The sequence below is a fragment of the Tenacibaculum aestuarii genome, from assembly GCF_964510395.1.
Lineage (GTDB): Bacteria > Bacteroidota > Bacteroidia > Flavobacteriales > Flavobacteriaceae > Polaribacter > Polaribacter aestuarii.
Genome location: NZ_CAZEFY010000001.1, coordinates 811,868 through 828,109, shown reverse-complemented (window position 1 = coordinate 828,109; position 16,242 = coordinate 811,868). Strand labels below are relative to the sequence as shown.

18 protein-coding genes are annotated in these 16,242 nt (G+C 31.8%); 12 read left to right on the top strand and 6 right to left on the bottom strand.

The window, feature by feature from the left end:
- Positions 1 to 23 precede the first annotated feature (23 nt).
- Genes ACKTSU_RS03995 through ACKTSU_RS03980 form a run of 4 tightly spaced genes read left to right on the top strand, consistent with a single transcriptional unit; the run spans position 24 to position 2,581 of the window.
- The gene (locus ACKTSU_RS03995; protein ID WP_408035060.1) at positions 24 to 770 is read left to right on the top strand and encodes a DUF6438 domain-containing protein; all 747 of its coding nucleotides are present in this window, start codon (positions 24 to 26) and stop codon (positions 768 to 770) included.
- The gene (locus tag ACKTSU_RS03990) at positions 770 to 1,435 is read left to right on the top strand and encodes an alpha/beta hydrolase family protein (RefSeq protein ID WP_408035058.1); all 666 of its coding nucleotides are present in this window, start codon (positions 770 to 772) and stop codon (positions 1,433 to 1,435) included. The genes ACKTSU_RS03995 and ACKTSU_RS03990 overlap by 1 nt, the downstream gene beginning before the upstream one ends.
- Before the next feature lie 37 nt (positions 1,436 to 1,472).
- A complete protein-coding gene (locus tag ACKTSU_RS03985) occupies positions 1,473 to 2,375 on the top strand; it encodes a lytic transglycosylase domain-containing protein (RefSeq protein ID WP_408035057.1) in 903 nt (300 codons plus the stop codon).
- Positions 2,375 to 2,581 carry a hypothetical protein gene (locus tag ACKTSU_RS03980; RefSeq protein WP_408035056.1) on the top strand — a complete coding sequence of 69 codons (207 nt, stop codon included), beginning with the start codon at positions 2,375 to 2,377 and terminating at the stop codon, positions 2,579 to 2,581. Before ACKTSU_RS03985 ends, ACKTSU_RS03980 begins: the two co-directional genes overlap by 1 nt.
- A 55-nt stretch (positions 2,582 to 2,636) precedes the next feature.
- Here the strand turns inward: ACKTSU_RS03980 and folE are convergent, their stop codons facing one another.
- The 6 genes from folE to nadC form a co-directional block, all read right to left on the bottom strand.
- Positions 2,637 to 3,305: a GTP cyclohydrolase I FolE gene (gene folE / locus ACKTSU_RS03975; RefSeq protein ID WP_408035055.1), complete on the bottom strand. Its 669-nt coding sequence runs from the start codon at positions 3,303 to 3,305 to the stop codon at positions 2,637 to 2,639.
- 72 nt (positions 3,306 to 3,377) lie between these two features.
- Entirely contained in the window at positions 3,378 to 5,051 is a 1,674-nt protein-coding gene (gene hisS / locus ACKTSU_RS03970) for a histidine--tRNA ligase (RefSeq protein WP_408035054.1), read from the bottom strand.
- 155 nt (positions 5,052 to 5,206) lie between these two features.
- A complete protein-coding gene (locus tag ACKTSU_RS03965; RefSeq protein ID WP_408035053.1) occupies positions 5,207 to 6,142 on the bottom strand; it encodes a YihY/virulence factor BrkB family protein in 936 nt (311 codons plus the stop codon).
- A gap of 51 nt (positions 6,143 to 6,193) precedes the next feature.
- Positions 6,194 to 6,763 carry a pentapeptide repeat-containing protein gene (locus ACKTSU_RS03960; RefSeq protein WP_408035052.1) on the bottom strand — a complete coding sequence of 190 codons (570 nt, stop codon included), beginning with the start codon at positions 6,761 to 6,763 and terminating at the stop codon, positions 6,194 to 6,196.
- Positions 6,764 to 8,866 (bottom strand): M3 family metallopeptidase, encoded by a 2,103-nt coding sequence (locus tag ACKTSU_RS03955; RefSeq protein ID WP_408035051.1) that lies wholly within the window; start codon positions 8,864 to 8,866, stop codon positions 6,764 to 6,766.
- 16 nt (positions 8,867 to 8,882) lie between these two features.
- Positions 8,883 to 9,743 carry a carboxylating nicotinate-nucleotide diphosphorylase gene (gene nadC, locus ACKTSU_RS03950; protein ID WP_408035050.1) on the bottom strand — a complete coding sequence of 287 codons (861 nt, stop codon included), beginning with the start codon at positions 9,741 to 9,743 and terminating at the stop codon, positions 8,883 to 8,885.
- A 241-nt stretch (positions 9,744 to 9,984) separates the two neighbouring features.
- Between nadC and ACKTSU_RS03945 the strand changes: the two genes are divergently transcribed.
- The 8 genes from ACKTSU_RS03945 (at position 9,985) to ACKTSU_RS03910 (ending at position 16,221) form a co-directional block, all read left to right on the top strand.
- On the top strand, positions 9,985 to 10,572 hold the full coding sequence (locus ACKTSU_RS03945; protein WP_408035049.1) for a 2OG-Fe(II) oxygenase: 588 nt from the start codon (positions 9,985 to 9,987) through the stop codon (positions 10,570 to 10,572).
- Positions 10,573 to 10,805: 233 nt separating this feature from the next.
- Positions 10,806 to 11,495, top strand: a complete 690-nt coding sequence (locus tag ACKTSU_RS03940; RefSeq protein WP_408035048.1) for a hypothetical protein — start codon at positions 10,806 to 10,808, stop codon at positions 11,493 to 11,495.
- A gap of 140 nt (positions 11,496 to 11,635) precedes the next feature.
- The gene (locus ACKTSU_RS03935) at positions 11,636 to 12,085 is read left to right on the top strand and encodes a hypothetical protein (protein ID WP_408035047.1); all 450 of its coding nucleotides are present in this window, start codon (positions 11,636 to 11,638) and stop codon (positions 12,083 to 12,085) included.
- Between the two features lie 171 nt (positions 12,086 to 12,256).
- Positions 12,257 to 12,730: a 23S rRNA (pseudouridine(1915)-N(3))-methyltransferase RlmH gene (gene rlmH, locus ACKTSU_RS03930; protein ID WP_408035045.1), complete on the top strand. Its 474-nt coding sequence runs from the start codon at positions 12,257 to 12,259 to the stop codon at positions 12,728 to 12,730.
- 91 nt (positions 12,731 to 12,821) lie between these two features.
- The gene (locus ACKTSU_RS03925; RefSeq protein WP_408035043.1) at positions 12,822 to 13,670 is read left to right on the top strand and encodes a coiled-coil domain-containing protein; all 849 of its coding nucleotides are present in this window, start codon (positions 12,822 to 12,824) and stop codon (positions 13,668 to 13,670) included.
- A gap of 136 nt (positions 13,671 to 13,806) precedes the next feature.
- Positions 13,807 to 14,385 carry a non-canonical purine NTP diphosphatase gene (locus ACKTSU_RS03920; protein WP_408035041.1) on the top strand — a complete coding sequence of 193 codons (579 nt, stop codon included), beginning with the start codon at positions 13,807 to 13,809 and terminating at the stop codon, positions 14,383 to 14,385.
- Positions 14,386 to 15,417 (top strand): FecCD family ABC transporter permease, encoded by a 1,032-nt coding sequence (locus ACKTSU_RS03915; RefSeq protein ID WP_408035039.1) that lies wholly within the window; start codon positions 14,386 to 14,388, stop codon positions 15,415 to 15,417.
- Positions 15,418 to 15,423: 6 nt separating this feature from the next.
- A complete protein-coding gene (locus tag ACKTSU_RS03910; protein ID WP_408035037.1) occupies positions 15,424 to 16,221 on the top strand; it encodes an ABC transporter ATP-binding protein in 798 nt (265 codons plus the stop codon).
- The last annotated feature ends 21 nt before the right edge of the window (positions 16,222 to 16,242 follow it).

Sequence of the window (16,242 nt, the reverse complement as noted above, 5' to 3'; positions counted from 1 at the left end):
CACAAAATCAATAAAATTCACCTATGAAATATCTTTTATATTCCTTCTTAGTTTTAGGAATTTCTTGTAGTATCCCTAAAAAAAGTTCTGAAACTAAACTAGCTGAGCCAACTGAAAAAGAGATCACTATTGAAGAAGAAGTTACAAAGCCTACAATTTCTCAAAACGAGCTAATTGTTGTTCTTAAAAACGCTAAAAGTATTGATGATGTAAAATCACTTATAAAAAACAGCGGTTTAACTTGGAGCAAAATGGCTTATGAAACAGATGCTTCAAAAATAAGTATTATTGAAGTTCCTGAGGGAAAGCGTGAATTTTGGATTAATAAACTACAGGAAAGTGGTGAATTTAGATTGATTGATGCTAACACAGAAGAAAAATTAACTAACATCATTTCCGAAGAAAAAAATAATCTTTTAAGAATTATCAAAACTCCTTGCTTTGGTGATTGCCCTGTATATTCTGTTTCTATTGATAAAGAAGGAAATGTTGTTTACAACGGAATGGAATATGTACTGGTAAAAGGGATACAAAAATTTACACTGTCAAAAGAACAACTGCAAGAGTTGAATGATAAGCTTACTAAAAAGGATTTTGCTAGTTTTAAAGATGTTTATAGCAACCCTAAAATCCCTGATTTATCTAGTACCTATATTGTACATGACGGAAAACAAGTCTTAATTCGTTTATGGAAAGATATTCCTGATGAACTTATTGATGTCCATGAGTATATAGACGGTATTTTATTAGAAAAAAAGTTTTTTGAATAATGCCAAAAACTCACTTATATTTTGTTCCTGGTTTAGCTGCCAATACCAAAATATTTGAGCGCATTTCTTTACCAGAAGAACATTTTGAATTACATTTTTTAGATTGGCTTATACCTACTTCTATCAATGAAACTATTCAAGAATATGCGCAACGTTTGTGTGCTAAAATCCAACATAAAAACTCTATATTAATTGGGGTTTCTTTTGGAGGTATTATGGTACAGGAGATGAGTAAAATTATTGATTGCAAAAAGGTAATTATTATTTCTAGTATTAAAAGTAATAAAGAACTTCCAAAACGTTTAAGACTAGCTCAACTAACAAAAGCCTATAAACTTTTCCCTTCAAAAGTTATTGCAAACATTGAAAATTATGAACACTATTTTTTCAATGATTATTTAAAAAAAAGAGCAGAACTTTATAAAATATATTTATCAATAAGAGATAAAGATTATTTGCAATGGGCTATATACAACGTGTTACATTGGCAGCAAAAAGAACCACTAAAAGATATAACTCATATTCATGGAAAAAAAGACGAAGTTTTTCCTATTAAATATATTAAAAACTCTATTGAAATTGAGAATGGCACGCATGTGATGATACTGAACAAAGCAAAAACTATTTCTAAAATATTGGAAAAGGAATGTTTTTTGATGGATTAAATACCAGACCCCAATTTCAACAAAAACTAAAGAAAAAATGAATAAATCAATCCGCTTTTTATCAATTATAGCTATAGTATTCGTAGGAATTTTATTTACCAATACTATTAGTAAAACTAACGAACCAACTATTAAAAATGTAGCTGAAACCTATGAAGTCAAAGCTTTAAAACTACCTAACGATTTAAATTTAGCAGGAGAACGTGTTCCGTTAGAGAAACCAGACATTAAAGAACGAATGGATCGTGAATTATTAGTAAACACCTATTGGCAGTCTAACGGATTGCTACTAATAAAACGTGCCAACAAGTACTTCCCTATCTTAGAACCATTATTAAAAAAACATGGGTTACCTGATGACTTTAAGTTTTTAGCCTTAGCTGAAAGTGGTTTTATCGATGAAACTTCTAATGTAGGAGCTGCAGGTATGTGGCACTTTATGAAGCAAACAGGTAGAGAATATGGGTTAGAAATTAACAACAATGTAGACGAACGTTATCATATTGAAAAGTCTACAGAAGTAGCTGCTGAATATTTAAAAAAATCAAAAGAACGTTTTGGTTCTTGGACACTTGCTGCTGCAGCTTATAATGCAGGAAACTACGGTGTTTCTAAAAGATTAGATGAGCAAGGAGTAACAAGTTATTACGATGCTTTATTACCTGACGAAACTGAACGATATGTATTCAGAATTTTAGCCTTAAAAGAAATTATCACAAATCCAGAAAAATACGGTTTTACATTCGATAAAGAAGATTTATACACGTTACCTGAAACTTACACTGTAAAAGTAGATACAGCGATTACCAACATTGCTTTGTTTGCTAAAAAGTTTGGTACTACCTATAAAGATTTAAAACTACACAACTCTTGGTTAAGAGAAAACAAATTAAATAATAAGAGTAGAAAATTATACGAAATTAAAATCCCTGTTCAATAATGAATAAAGTAATGCCCTATTTTTATCTTATATTTGGTTTAGTTATACTATTTGATGGTGTTGCTCAATTTTTAGAAAACAAAGAGATATACAAGTTGCTTTTCTCTTGGACTACAACTGATAAATATTTTTATTTAGGTATAAAAATTATCTTTAGTTTATTCTTCTTTTTTACTGGATATAAGAGATTTAAAGCAAAAGCATAAAATAAAAAAGCTCATTCTTTCGAATGAGCTTTTTTATTTATTCACAACTTATTTTCTATTGAAAATCAGTGTTTAATTTTATGTAATCTAAGAATTCACGCTTGGTTTCTTTGTTTTTAAATGCTCCGCCAAACTCAGCAGTTACTGTACTACTTTCAATATCTTTAATACCACGTGAGTTAACACATAAATGTTTAGCGTCAATAACACAAGCAACATCTTGCGTTCCTAATGCTTCTTGCATTGCTTGTACTACTTGCATCGTTAAACGCTCTTGTACCTGCGGACGCTTAGCATAATACTCTACAATACGATTCATTTTAGATAAACCGATTACTTTACCATTTGAAATGTACGCCACATGAGCTCTACCAATAATTGGTAATAAGTGATGCTCACAAGTTGAGTACACGATGATATTTTTTTCAACTAACATTTCACCATACTTATAGGTATTGTCAAATGTAGAAGGCTCTGGTTTGTTTTCAGGATTTAATCCCATAAACAACTCATTCACGAAAGCTTTAGCTACTCTTTTAGGAGTACCTTTCATACTGTCGTCTGTTAAATCCATTCCTAAAGTTTCAAGAATTTCTCTAACACTCTCTTGAATTTTCTCAATTTTTTCTTTGTCAGAAATATCGAAAGCATCTGCACGTAAAGGTGTTTTTGCCGACGTACCGATGTGGTTCTCTCCTATTTCGTCTATTCTATCGTCATTCATTTTGTTGCTGTTCACTTCAAACATTTCTATCTAAAAATTAGTAGGGCGCAAATTTACAACATTGTTGGTAATTTACTGCACTTTATTTATCAATTCGTCTAAAGAACAAGTAGTTTGCTCTCCAACCACCATATCTTTAACAACAAGTGTACCGTTTTCAATAGTAGTTACTACAAACTCAATTTCTCTATTTATAGCGTATTTCCACTGCTTTTTTTGTTGATTATTACTAGTTGCAACATCAGGATACATCTCTGCCTTTATGTCATTACTACGTAATGTTTTTATAATTTTTACCTTTTCTAAACTCTCGTTTTCATCAAAATTTAAAAACAATACTTTTGGTTTTGGTAATTCTACCGCTTCAAAAAGGCCTAATTCTTCCATTACCAAATAGATCCTGTCTAATCCGAAAGAAATTCCTACTCCAGAAACGTCTTTTAACCCGAAGATTCCTGTTAAGTCATCATAACGACCACCACCTCCGATAGATCCCATCTTTACACCTTCTGGCGCTGCTACTTCGTAAATAGCACCTGTGTAATAGTTCAATCCGCGAGCTAAGGTTACATCTAACTCTAAACTTGCAGAATCTAATCCAATGCTTTCAACACTATCAACCACAGTTTTTAAATCAGCCACTCCTTGTAATCCTTCTTCCGATCCTTGTAACATAGCCTCTAAAGAAGCTAACTTATCTTGATTGCTTCCAGAGAAATTGAATAACGGTTGTACTTTTTCAATAGCTTCAGCAGAAATTCCTTTCTCCAACATCTCCTTAACCACACCGTCTTTTCCTATTTTATCTAACTTATCTAAAGCCACTGTAAAATCAATCAACTTGTCTGATGCTCCGATTACCTCAGCAATTCCAGATAAGATTTTTCGGTTATTGATTTTGATAGTCGTACCATTTAAGCCTAACTTACTAAAAACGGTATCATATAATTGAACAAACTCAACTTCTTGCCATAATGAAGTACTTCCTACTACATCGGCATCACATTGATAAAACTCACGGAAACGTCCTTTTTGAGGTCTATCCGCTCTCCAAACTGGTTGAATTTGGTAACGTTTAAACGGGAATGTAATTTCGTTTTGGTGTTGTACTACGTAACGTGCAAACGGCACCGTTAAATCGTAACGTAATGCTTTTTCAGAAATTAAAGATGTATTTTTTTTTGAGTCTAAAACTTTTATTTCATCAATATGTTTTGAAAAAAGTTTTTTGTAAAGTCTTTCTCTAAATGGAATCAACTCAAAGATTAAATCTTTTTCAAAAACTTCTTCACTAAAAAACAATTCCAATGAACTCTTCACATCTTCCTTATTATCTGTAAAAAAAGTTTTAAAAAAAGTTTTTTGGTCTTCTTTTATATTCTTAATCTGACTAAAAACTAAATCAAGATTATCAAAAAAGGGGTCTATGTTTCCTTCTTCTCTCTTTTGTGCCTCTATAAGCAAATCTAATAATGAATTAAAAACACTTGAAATAGTTACTGCTTCTATAACATTTCTTCTTACATCTTTCAAATAGTCCCCTGAATTCAAGATTTTAAAAATCAAACGATCTCCCTCTTCACCATATTTTCCCATTAAAGTTTCAGAATTTTCAAAACTTGGCGTTTCAATAGGTTGAAATCCGAAATTTTCAAACGAATGTTTAATCGTATTAAAAATGTAATTTCTTTTTGCTACTTCTGTTGATGAAAAATCTCTTGTTCCTTTTGGGATTCCTGGTTTCATTTTATTAGTTTTTAGTCGTTAGCTCTTAGTCGTTAGTTACACTAAGTACTAAAGTATATTTATAATTATGAATTAATTGACAATTTGTAATTGTTAATTCCTAATTTGATTTGCGTTTTAGCCTGCAAATATCCGAAAAAATATGAAGAAAAATATTATTTAGCTCTCGCTTTATTTTTACGCTTTAAACGGTAAATCGTAGCATTTAACTCAAAACCTAAGAGTAGAATAATTGCGTTTAACCATACGAAAAGCATCAAAATTAATAAGGTTCCTATTGAACCATATAATTGGTTATACTGAGCAAATTTTACCACGTAAATTCCGAATAAGTAGAATGTAAACATTGAAACAACAGTGGTTAAAATAGCGCCCGGAGAAAAGAATTTTACATCTTTACCTTGTTTGGTTCCGTATCTAAAAAGTAGCGATACAATGGTAAAAATCATAACAAGAAACAAGAAACCTCTTCCGTAGTAAAACAAATCTAAATCTCCTGTATTTAACCATCCAAACTTATGGATTCTTGTCAACGCTATTTGATAAAAAATAATCAAAGTTACCGTTACAATTAAGAAAAAAGACATGAGTAACGATACTCCTAAAGAAATAATATAGGCTTTAAAAACACTTCTCATTTCTTTGACATGGTACGAATATTCAAATCCGCCAAAAATGGCATTTACACCATTCGTCATTAAAAAAATAGAAGCAAAGAAACCAAACGATAACAATCCGCCATATTGATTGTTAATAATATCTTTTATAACAAGATCTACCGCTTCAAAGGTTTTAGGCGGTAATGCTTCTTGCATTAATGAAAGTAGCCCTTCTTGAAAACCTTCAATTGGGATATATGGGATAAGTGTTAAAATGAATAATAAAAATGGAAAGATTGCCATAAAGAAACTAAAAGCAATACCTCCTGCCCTTGTTGTTAATGCTCCTTTTACAATACCAATAACATACATTTCAAGTACATCATACAAAGACATTCCTTCTAACCCTGGAATTTTAATCTTTTTCCCGAAGGCTACCAACCAGTTTATTACTGGAATCTTTTCAAGGTTATCTTCTATAGGTTTTGTCATTTATTTTTACTTTTTCACTTTGTTACTCTGCTACTTTTTTACTTTCAAACTTTACTCCACCACAATATCATACTTATACAATAATCCTACAATGTTTTCATTGGAAAATTTAGCTTTTTTAATGCTATTATTTTCAGGATCGATCGCAAAATTAGTGGCAGTTATAAGATCTGCTTTTTCTAAATTCGTCTGATCAAAAATTGCTCCTTTTAAATCACACTCTTCAAAAAGGCTTTTGTTTACATCAGCTTCCGTAAAATCTACTTCTTGCAGATTACAATTTACAAATTTTGTAGCGGGAATTTTTAATTGGTAAAACGAAGATAAGTTTAGCTGGCAATTATGAAAGCTCATTTCTAGCAAAAAGTTGTTGCATTCATTAAACTTTACCCCAACCATTTTACAGTTTTCAAAAGTGCAATCTTTAAAAAAAGTGTGGTTTACCACTGTATTACTAAAATTACAGTTGATAAACTCACACTCTAAAAATTCGATATTTGAAGCATGTACGTTCTCGAAATTGCAATTCTCAAACGTACAGCTGTCATATTCTCCTTTGTTGATTTTTGTTAGTGTAAAATCAACTTTTGTAAATGTTTCGTTGTCAAAGAAATCATTCATTTATTGTAATCCTCTCGCTTTTAACATTGGTTCAGCTTGCGGATCTCTTCCTGCAAAAACTTTATACATTTCTGCATAGTCCATCGTATTTCCTTTCGATAAGATTTGTTCTCTAAACTTCTGACCGTTTTCTCTGGTTAACAATCCGTTGTTTTTAAACCAGTCGTAGGCATCATGACTTAACATTTCTGTCCATAAATACGAGTAGTACCCTGCACCGTATCCTCCGTTAAAAATATGTGCGAAATATGTTGAACGGTATCTTGGTGGTACCTCATCAATCTTTAACTTCATTTTAGCTAACGCTTCTTCTTCAAATTTAGCTACATCTTCAATGTTCGTATCTGCTGATATGGTGTGCCATTGCATATCTAAATTAGAAGATGCTAAGTTTTCAATAATTGAATACCCTTGATTGAACGTTCCTGCATTCTTAATTTTTTGTAATAACGCATCTGGAATCACTTCTCCTGTTTTATAATGTAAAGCGTAGTTATTTAACACCTCTGGATGTGTTGACCAGTTTTCATTGAACTGCGATGGAAACTCTACAAAGTCTCTTGCAGTACTTGTTCCTGAAATTGATGCATATTTTTGATTTCCGAATAAACCATGTAACGCGTGTCCGAACTCATGGAACGTAGTTTCTACATTATCAAAACTGATTAATGCTGGTTCTCCTTCTGCTGGTTTTGGGTAATTACAAACATTGTAAATTACTGGTTTTTGTCCTCTTAATTTCGATTGCTTTACAAAAGCTCCCATCCACGCACCACCGCGCTTACTGTCTCTTGCAAAGAAATCTCCGTAGAATAATCCTAGCTTGCTTCCGTCTTCTTCAAAGATTTCATACACTACTACATCTGGATGATAGGTAGGAATGTCGGTACGCTTTTTAAAGGTGATTCCGTATAATTTTGTAGCAGCGTAAAACACTCCTTTTTCTAATACGTTGGTTAACTCAAAGTATGGTTTTACCTCGTCTTCATTTAAGTTGTATTTAGACTTACGTACTTTTTCAGCAAAATGATTCCAATCGTATGGTGCTAAGGTAAAATCGTTTCCTTCTTTATTGATTTCTGCTTGAATTTCTTTCGTTTCAGCAGCTACTTTTGCTAATGAACCTGGAATTAATCCGTTGAACATTTCAAAAACTTTATCTGGTGTAGATGCCATTGTTCCTTGTAAACTCCAGCTTGCAAAGTTGTCAAAACCTAAGATTTGCGCTTTTTTAGCACGTAACAAAGCCATTTTCTTTACCAAGTCGCTTGTGTTATAATCACCCGCATCAGTTCTGTGAATTGATTTTTCAAACAATTCTTTACGAACTTCTCTATTTTCTAACGTTTGTAATAACGGTTGTTGTGTAGTGTTGATTAATTGGATTTCATACTTCCCGTCTTTTTCTAAACCTTTAATTGTTTCTTCTGAAAGTCCTTTTAACTGTTCTTTATCGGTAACTGTTAACCCTCCTTTTTTACTCGCGTCTAATAACTTCTTTCCGAAGTCGTTAGATAAACTTGCTAATTCTGCATTGATTTCTTTTAACTCGTTTTTCTTTTCTTCAGATAAGTTAGCTCCTGCTTTTACAAAGTTTTTGTAATACTCTTTTACCAAGTGTTTAGACTCAGCATCCAACTCTAAATTTTCTACATTATCGTGTACCGCTTTAATTTTTTCAAACAACTTAGTGTTTAATAAAATTTCATCGTTGTGTTTAGAAAACTTAGGCGCTAATTCTTTTTGATTGTCTTTAATCGTATCGTTCGTATGAGCTCCTGCTAATGCATAAAAAACAGCCGTAGCATTGTCTAATGTTTTGCTACTTTCCTCTAACGCTACAATTGTATTTTCAAAAGTTGGAGCTTCAGTGTTTGCTACAATTTTAGCAATCTCTTCATTTTGAACTTCCATACCTTTTAAAATTGCAGGCATAAAGTGTTCGTTCTTTATTTTAGTAAAATCTGGTGCTCCAAAATCTAAAGAACTTTTTACTAATAATGGATTTTCTACCATGTTTGAAGTGGTTTCTTTTTTAGTTTGCTCTGTTTTACACGACATAGCCACTACTAGTGTTGCTATGAGGAATAGTTGTTTTTTCATGATGTATTAAGTTATATTAATCAACAGCTTTTAAGCTTAAATCCATATTGTAAACCGAATGTGTTAAGGCTCCTGATGAGATAAAATCAACCCCACACTCTGCATATTCTCTAATGGTTTTTTCGTTGATTCCTCCAGAAGATTCTGTTAAACATTGCTCTCCTATCATAGCTACCGCCTTACGGGTATCTTCATAATTAAAGTTGTCTATCAAAATTCTGTACACACCTTCGTTTTGTATAATCTCTTCAATTTCTTCTAGGCTACGTGCTTCTACAATAATTTTAATATCTAGTCCTTTTTCCGCTAGGTATTTCTTAGTCTTAGTTATTGCTTGTGTAATTCCGCCTGCAAAATCGATGTGATTGTCTTTAATCATTACCATATCGTATAAAGCGAATCGATGGTTTTCACCACCACCTATTTTTACCGCCCATTTTTCTAAAGCACGAATTCCTGGTGTGGTTTTACGGGTATCTAACACCTTGGTTTTGGTTCCTTCTAACAAATTAGCAAAAAACTTAGTTTTGGTTGCAATAGCACTCATACGTTGCATTGCGTTTAGCACCAAACGTTCTGCCATTAAAATAGACTGCGATTTTCCTGATACATAAAAAACAATATCTCCATACTTCACTTTTTCACCATCATTTATTAATGTTTCAACTTCTAACTCAGGATCCACATAAGCAAACACCATTTTAGCAAATTCTACTCCGGCTATTATACCTTCGTCTTTTACTAATAATTTTGCTTTTCCTGTTGCATCAGCAGGTATGCATGATAATGATGTGTGATCGCCATCGCCTATATCTTCTCTAATAGCATTTGCTATAATTAAATCTAACTCTTTATTAAATTGTTCTTGTGAAATCATAGTATTGAATTATTGACGTAAAAATACAATTATTTTTAGTTCTCTGTTTTGGGTTCGCAGCTTATTATTCTGGTAATTTTCACCACTTCTTTACAAACAATTTGACACTCTTGATTAAAATACTTGCTTTCACGACCATCTTTTAATTTTCTTCTTTACTTTTTTATAGTTTGCTATCTTTAAAACCTAATTGTTATAAAGAAAAACAAATTTTCTTTCAACTTATAACTACTCTTATATCATGGCTATAAACTATCCTTTTGGTCTTCCGTTAAAACATAATTTTGCTGAATTTGTGCATTACAACGGTTTATTTCTTCCGCATGAAACTGATAGAATTTTGAATTTATGGAATGAAAATCAAAAAATTAAGGCTACGCTTAGCGGAGCAGACACCTACGATGATGAGCTTAGAAAAAGCGATGTAATGTTTATTGAAAACACGCCTGAAACTGAATGGATATACAACCGATTGGCGGGTTTGGCTATTCAGTGTAATAACGAACGATATTGGTTTGATTTGTTAGGTTTTCACAATAATTTACAATTGGCTAGCTATACTGAGGGTGACTTTTTTGATTGGCATTTGGATTTTGGTGCAGGTGAAATTTCTGATAGAAAACTAAGTATTTCCATGCAATTATCTGACCCTGATGAATATGAAGGTGGTGATTTACAGTTTATGCTGAATCAAAAAATTGTAAGTGCTCCTAGAGAGAAAGGTACCATCATTGTTTTTCCTTCTTTTATGATGCATCGCGTAACTCCTATTACCAAAGGGGTTCGTAAATCTATTGTGGGTTGGATTGCAGGACCTCCGTATAGATAGATTATTAAAAGGATTTATGGAATCCCGTAAGAATGTATACACACATTGTATTAGGTTCGCAGGAATTGCACAATTAATTAACACTCGTTAATAACTTTACTTTTGATAAAATACTGGTTTTGCTATATTTGATAACCTATAAAATTGCTATCCTTTATTTGTGATATCCCTTGCTATTGTCGGGATAACAAAAGTTAAACTTAGCATATAACGAGTTGGCATTAATTTAAAAAATGAAGAAACACCACACCTTACTGCTTACCATATTATTTATTGCTTGTATCACATACATTACCTTGCATATTTATTGGTTTTCCAATGAGCCAGAATGTTTTTTTAAAGCATATGAAGTTGGACAGATAGTAAACAAACTCTGTTTAAGCTATATAGCAGCTTTTATATTTTATTTAGTAGTAAACTACCTACCACAAAGAAAAAGACGTAAAAAACTACTTGAAAATCTCGACACACAAATAAACGTTATTGAAAATTGCCTAAATCAGATTTTGAAAGAGTTGAATTACCAAACTGATCAGGAAACTCTAACAATAGATAACATCACTCAAAAAGAACTAAAAAATGTCCTATTAAACACATCCCCAAAACACAAATCATCCATTAACTACCCTAACAATAAAAACGCTAGTATTTTAAAGGTCATTGAAGTGAATTTTAAAGTTGTTCAAAACGAATATTTGGACTTAGAAAAACATTATGATTTATATTCAGTGAATTTATACAAGCTATTAAAAGAAAGAATTAGAGATAAATCAATACATACTTTTCCAGTTGGTTTAAAGATGATTGCCGAAATATCTAAAACAAATCAACAAGACAACCTTGGTCTATTTGACACAATTTTATTTTCATACATAGAGAACACAAAAGAGTTTATATCGGAATGGAAAAAGAATAAAAACTAATGCCAACACCGTGTAAAAATAATTGCTTGGTTCTAGCCTACTCGGAAAATCCTATGGATTTTCCTCTGGTTCGTCCATTTTTAGTAAGTTAGTTGCTTACACACGCAACTATCCTTACACAAACCGTTGAGCTTAATTAAATGAAAACAATACTTGATAACTGCAAAACATTATTTTTAGATGAGCTTCATTATAATGAAAGCTTACAACTCATCGTATCTGAAGGAATTCTTTTAAATGAGAATCAATCAATAAAAATTGGAGAAGGAACTATTGATAATGTAAAACCGATCGTGATTACAGAAAATAGTAAAAAATTTAAAATTGAATTTGACTTTGATGACATAATTAACTTTCAAGTAATTGATGAATCTTATACAATGTTTGATAAAAATGAAATAAGTGACACTAATGGATTTCTTCAAATTATATTAAAATCTGACTATTTATCATACGTGGAAAAAAGTCATGGTTGGTATAAAGATGTGGTTGATAAAGAAGGAAAACATTATAGATTGTGGACTGAAAGCGACATAATTGATATAATATCAATTGAGAAACCAAAAATTGAAATATTAGAGAAAAACTAAGCTCTATAAAGAGCTGAGATAAAAACAAGTAAATTTTATATCAAAGTATTTTTATAGTTCATATTATACGGTAAACCTGTTTTAGCAGCTTATTACACACCTCTATTAAGCAAGTTTTTTAACCTAAAAGCTATCTCTTTAAAATTTGTCAAACATTCGTAATTTTGCCGTATGAAAATAAAACTACTCGCCATAGGCAAAACTGACAATAAACAGTTACAGCAATTAATTGACGAATACCAAAACCGATTAAAACACTACGTAAAGTTTGAGTTGGAAGTAATACCAGATATTAAAAACGTTAAAAACCTAAGCGAAGCACAACAAAAAGAAAAAGAAGGCGAATTAATTCTGTCTAAACTACAAGCTACCGATCAGCTAATTTTATTGGATGACAAAGGAAAGCAACATACTTCAATGGAGTTTTCAGAATACTTACAAAAGAAAATGAACTCTGGTATTAAACAACTGGTATTGGTTATTGGAGGTCCTTATGGTTTTTCTGAGGCTGTATATAGTAAAGCGCAAGGAAAGTTATCGTTATCAAAAATGACCTTTTCTCATCAAATGATTCGCCTATTTATTGTGGAGCAAATTTACCGTGGATTTACCATTCTTCGTAACGAACCGTATCATCACGAGTAAATTATTTCCTTTTTCAAAAAAGCCATATAAAACAATGTTCTTTTAGTAAGAAGCTGTATTTTTGCGCCCAAAAAAAATAAAACTTATTAAAATGAAAACATTAAGATTATTAGCTTCAATCTTTTTTATCGCCCTTGTTAGCACACAACAAATTTCTGCACAAGACGAAATAAACACCTTAAAAACTCAGGTTAAGAGCAAACAAGACCAAATTAGTGCTAATGAAGAAATTTTAATGAGTGGTGTTACCGCTTTAAAACGTGTAAAAGGAAATTTAGAGCGTTTTAAAAAGAGTAAAAAAGCTACCAAACAAGAGGTAGAAAGAAAAGAAAAAATCGTTGCAAACATGCAACAAAGACTTACTAAGTTAAATTCTCAAATAGATTTACATAAAAAAGATTTAGCTACTCTTGAAAGAAAATTAGCTAGAAAACTAAAAAAAGAGCAACCTGTAGAAAAAGTTGAAACTACAACTCAAAATACTGAGGTTGTATATGACGATAACATTAGTAGTGAGCAAAAAGAAATTCTTTTACAGAAACAACAATTAGAAGATGCTCGTAAAAAATTAGACGAAGAAAGAAAAGCTAGAGAGCTTGCTTACTTAAAAGAACAAGAAGCTTTACGTTTAGAAGAAGAGAAATTAAAACAATTAAGCAATCAAATTAAAGCTAAGGAGCAAAACATTAGTAAAGAGAAAAACACGTTAATAAGTGATCTTGAAGATGATATTAGCATTAATGAAGAGATTTTAATTAGCGGAAAAGAAGGTTTAGCAAAAATGAAATCTAAACTAGAAGAAGCTAAAAAAGACGCTTCTACTTCTAAAGAAAGTATCGAACGAAAAGAAGCTATCATCAGCCAAATCGAAACTCGTTTACTTAAAATAGAAAACGAAATAGACGCTAAAAAACTTGAATTATCAAAAATTAAAGGATAAAAAAAAGAGGCTTTAAAGCCTCTTTTTTATTTTTCTATGTGAACTCTTTATGCAACTGTATTCCTTCTACAAATAAGAAAAACAACAGTAAAGATGATAAAAATTGAATACATTTGCTTTAGTTAATTACCAATACATGAAATTAGTTTTTGCTACTAACAACCTAAATAAGCTTGCTGAAGTACAAAAAATGCTTCCTACTACTATCGAGTTACTTTCTTTAAAGGATATTAATTGTTTTGATGATATAGAAGAAACAGCAACAACCTTAGAAGGAAATGCTCAAATTAAAGCCAATCACATTAGCGAAAAATACGGTTACAACTGTTTTGCTGATGACACAGGTTTAGAAGTTTCTGCTTTAAACGGGGCTCCTGGAGTGTATTCTGCACGATATGCAGGTGAACCTACCAATGCAGAAAACAACATGCAAAAACTCTTAAACGAATTACACAACCAAACTAATAGAGATGCTCAGTTTAGAACCTCGATTTGTTTAAACTTAAACGGAGAACAATTTTTATTTGACGGCGTGTGTAAGGGACAAATTTTATCTAAAAAACAAGGTGAGCAAGGTTTTGGCTACGATCCTGTTTTTCAACCCGAAGGTTATAAGAAGTCTTTTGCTGAAATGACCGCAGAAGAGAAAAACAAAATTAGCCATAGAGGATTAGCTATTCAGCAATTAGTTTCATTTCTAAAATCAATGAACTAATTGAACGTATCAAAAACATACACAACACATTTTACACTCCTGTTTGTACTACTGGTTATTTTATTTATTACCAATATTAGTTTAGGTTCTGTTTCTATCCCGATAAAAGAAATTTTCAACTTATTATCAGGAGGTGTTGCATCAAAAAGTAGTTGGGAAACCATTATCATAAGCTATCGCTTGCCAAAAGCTATTACTGCAATTTTAGTAGGATCCGGCTTATCTATAAGTGGTTTGTTAATGCAAACTTTATTTAGAAACCCGCTAGCAGGCCCTTTTGTTTTAGGTATTTCTTCTGGTGCTAGTTTAGGTGTTGCATTACTTATTTTAGGAGCTAGCGTTTTTGGAGGTTTCTTTTTAACATCTATGTTTTCTAATTGGGCTTTGGCAATTGCTGCTAGTATTGGGTCATTTTTTGTACTGTCTGCGGTGATTATTGCTGCTAATAGAGTTCGAAACACCATGTCTATACTTATTATTGGATTAATGTTTGGCTCTTTAACATCGGCAGTAATTAGTGTACTGGCCTTTTTTAGTCAAGCAGAACAAATACAACAATACTTGTTTTGGAGCTTTGGAAGTTTAGGGAACCTAACTTGGGAAGAACTTTCTATTTTTGGCCTTATTTATCTTGTAGGTATACTCGGAACTTTTTCGGTTATAAAACCTTTAAACAGTTTTCTTTTAGGTGAAAACTACGCACAAAGTCTGGGAATAAACATTAAAAGAAGTAGAAACATCATTTTACTAATTACAAGTATTCTTACTGGGGTTATCACCGCTTTTTCTGGCCCTATAGCCTTTGTTGGTTTAGCAGTTCCACATATAGCTAAAATGTTATTTTCAACCTCAAACCACAAAATATTACTCCCTTCCGCTGCTTTGATTGGAGCAATTGTTTTGCTAATTTGCGACTGTATAGCACAGTTACCAACGAGTGAATACACTTTACCTATTAATGCCATAACCTCATTGTTTGGAGCTCCTATTGTAATTTGGTTACTCGTTCGAAAAAAGAAAATATACGTATAAGTCGTTTTGATAAATACTGAAAAACATACCGTACTACAAACTGAACAATTAATCATTGGTTATCAGTCAAAAAAGCAACAAACAGTTATTGCTTCAGACATAAATATTGCAATTGAAAAAGGAAAATTTGTTGCATTATTGGGTAAAAACGGGATTGGAAAATCTACTTTACTACGCACACTTTCTAAAGTTCAAAAACCACTGAAAGGTCTCGTAAAAATTAACCAAAAAGAACTTTCTTCTTATTCGAATCAAGAACTTTCAACTTGTTTAAGCTTAGTACTTACCGAGCGTTTACCTTTAAGTCAACTTACCGTTTTTGAATTAGTTGCATTGGGGCGACAACCTTATACTAACTGGATTGACAAACTTACTCAAGAGCACCTAAAAAAAATACTTTGGGCTATTGAACAAACTGAAATCACCCATATAAAAGACAAACGATTTTATGAGTTAAGTGACGGTCAACTACAACGTGTATTAATTGCTCGAGCTTTAGCTCAAGACACCGAAATTATTATCTTAGACGAACCTACAGCTCACCTAGACATACACCATACTTTTAAAGTATTTTCATTACTAAAAAAACTAGTAAAAAACACTGGTAAAACTATCATCATTTCTACACACGAAGTAAACCTAGCTATTCAATTAGCAGATGAGTTCATCTTACTTTCAGAAAATCAATTATACACTGGAACTTCTCAGGAATTGATTGAGCAAAATGCTTTTGAAGAACTTTTTCCGAAAGAACTTATAAGTTTTAACAAAACGTTAGAACAATTCGTTATTAAGAAAAATTAAATTTGAATCCCTGTAACATTT